We start from the raw sequence: 2028 nt of genomic DNA on the forward strand, positions 1-2028 counted from the left end.
GTGATATCAGCTAGTAAACCAAAATATTTTAGCGTTATGGTCATTTGATTAAATTTTGATATTCTTCTTGTGTATTTATATTTTGCACTTGATTGCTCCATTTTTCAGGAACCTCAATCGTTTGGTGTTTGACATCCTCAATCACTTGTCGCAATTTCAACTGGTTTCCTGCCATGTGTTCGCCAAAAACAATTCGCATCGAGCGGTCGTAAACCCCAATTAGCGGACTCGTTTTATCACCGCTTTTCGTTTGTGTAACCATGTATGTTTCATCGTGGCTTTTGATTAGCCATTCCAATAATTCAGTCGACACCATTGGCACATCAACACTCAAAACCAGATTTACTTTGGTTTTAGATTCTTTCAACGCTGTATAAAGTCCACCCACTGGACCTTTATTTTCAATTATATCTTCCACTCTGGAAAAACCTAAAGCATCATATTCTTTATTTTCCGACACAATTAAAATATTAGAACCTACTATCGGCTGTAAAGCATCGCAAATGTGCTTGATGAATGTTTTTCCTTTCAAATCCAATAAGCCTTTATCTGTTCCCATGCGTTGGCTTTTCCCTCCGGCTAATAGTATTGCCGTAATCTGATTTTCCATAATTTGATTTATAAAGAATGTTTTTTAAGTTGCAAATCCAGAAATTCCCAACAAGCAACATTGATTTTTTCAAAAGACTCAATAAGTAATTTACCATATGGAGTCACTACAGTACCTCCACCCCTATTTCCTCCTACTTGAGTCGCTATTAAGGGTTCTTTGGAAGCTTTGTTCGACGCATCAATTAATTTCCATGCTTTTTGATACGAAATATTCATCTCCTTTGCGGCCTTATTGAGCGAACCTGTGGACTCTATCAGTTTTAACAACTGAATACGCCCTTCGCTAATGAGAATCCCCTCATCAGTTTCAATCCAAATTTTGCTCTTGATTTTCAAAGTCAATAATTTTCGTTATACTTTTACAAATATAACGAAATGAACATATCAAAAAAATAAAAAAACAGTTTTACACCATATATTTTGTTATAAAAAACAGCAAGAGAATTACGTCAAAAAAAGCAACTTGAAGAATAAAATAATTATATTCGCTCTTCCTTTACAACCATAACCAATTATAAATGAACATGAAACAAGCCACAACTATTGACGAAGTCATTCTGTTTTTGGATGAAATAATTGAAACATCAAAACTGGAACAAAGTGCAATCGGCTTGTTTACCACATTATATAGAGAGGTTACAATAAAAATCAAACAAGGCATTGTTGACGGTTCTTTTCAAAATGGGGAGCGAATGGAAAAACTAGATGTTATTTTTGCCAATCGGTATTTGAAGGCGTATTATCAATACACAGCCAAAGAAAAACCTTCAGAATGCTGGGAATTCTCCTTTCAACAGGCAGAAAGTTATTGGCCAATAGTAGTTCAGCATTTACTAATTGGAATCAATGCTCATGTGAATTTAGATTTAGGAATAGCCTCTGCCCTAGTCAGTACCCCAGAAGATATTGAAGATTTAAGATCCGATTTTGACCAAATCAATACCATACTCAGCAATCTGGTGGGAAGTGTTGAAAAATGTTTGATTAAAATTTGGCCAACCTTGACAATTATACTAAAATTATCAGGCAAAATAGACAATTTCTTTATTGATTTTAGTATGAAAACCGCAAGGGACGGTGCCTGGAAATATGCCACTGAATTTGTTGCGACTCCGGAAAATCAAAGAGAGACCAGCATACAGGAAAGGGATGCAAAAATTACACAAATCGCCCGATTGATTTCAAATCCTGGGTATTTGGTGAGTGGTATTTTCAAATTCATTCGATTATTTGAAAGAGGAACCGTTGCCCAAAAAATTATTGATTTACAAATAATTGAAGAAAAAGAAGTGGAATACATAGTTGCTTTAAACTGATATAAATTCGAAAAGGCATAAAAAAACCGCAATCCAATTACCATTTTGGGATTGCGGTTTTTATCATTTCATTTCTAAATATCTAAGCCTGCTCTTTCAC

At 34.7% G+C, this 2028-nt stretch carries 3 protein-coding genes; 1 reads left to right on the forward strand and 2 read right to left on the reverse strand.

Annotated features, from left to right (window positions below):
- Positions 1–40: 40 nt before the first annotated feature.
- Positions 41–610 (reverse strand): molybdenum cofactor guanylyltransferase, encoded by a 570-nt coding sequence (gene mobA / locus VFS71_RS02365; RefSeq protein WP_326399166.1) that lies wholly within the window; start codon positions 608–610, stop codon positions 41–43.
- A gap of 8 nt (positions 611–618) precedes the next feature.
- Positions 619–948 (reverse strand): winged helix-turn-helix domain-containing protein, encoded by a 330-nt coding sequence (locus VFS71_RS02370; RefSeq protein WP_326399167.1) that lies wholly within the window; start codon positions 946–948, stop codon positions 619–621.
- A gap of 182 nt (positions 949–1130) precedes the next feature.
- Between VFS71_RS02370 and VFS71_RS02375 the strand changes: the two genes are divergently transcribed.
- Positions 1131–1928, forward strand: coding sequence for a DUF5995 family protein (locus VFS71_RS02375; protein WP_326399168.1), 798 nt, complete (start codon positions 1131–1133; stop codon positions 1926–1928).
- Positions 1929–2028: the final 100 nt, after the last annotated feature.

It is taken from the genome of Flavobacterium sp., assembly GCF_035760125.1.
Lineage (GTDB): Bacteria > Bacteroidota > Bacteroidia > Flavobacteriales > Flavobacteriaceae > Flavobacterium.